This window comes from Sulfitobacter sp. CW3 (assembly GCF_019392245.1).
Classification (GTDB): Bacteria; Pseudomonadota; Alphaproteobacteria; order Rhodobacterales; family Rhodobacteraceae; genus Sulfitobacter.
Window position 1 is genome coordinate 1 of the sequence record NZ_JAHXRL010000418.1, and the last position, 252, is coordinate 252.

The 252-nt window shown below is 80.6% G+C and carries 1 pseudogene; it reads left to right on the forward strand.

From position 1 onward, the window contains the following. Nucleotides 1-252, forward strand: a pseudogene (locus KZZ06_RS21640) (two-component system response regulator); the annotation flags it as partial.

The window sequence follows — 252 nt, forward strand, 5'->3', positions numbered from 1 at the left end:
GGAGGGGGATGTCCGCCGTCTCTGCCGCTATCCCTGGCCCGGCAATGTCCGGGAACTGGAGAACGTGATCGAGCGGGCGGTGATCCTCTCCGCCCGGGGCCGCCTCCGCCTCGACCTGCCCGACGGGGAGGCGGCCGGGCCCGCCGACGCGGCCGCCCCGGCCGCCCCGCCGGATGGCCGGCCCGCCACCGAGGCCGAGCGCCGGGCGCGCGACCGCGCCGAGATCGTCGCGGCCCTGGCGCTGGCGGGCGG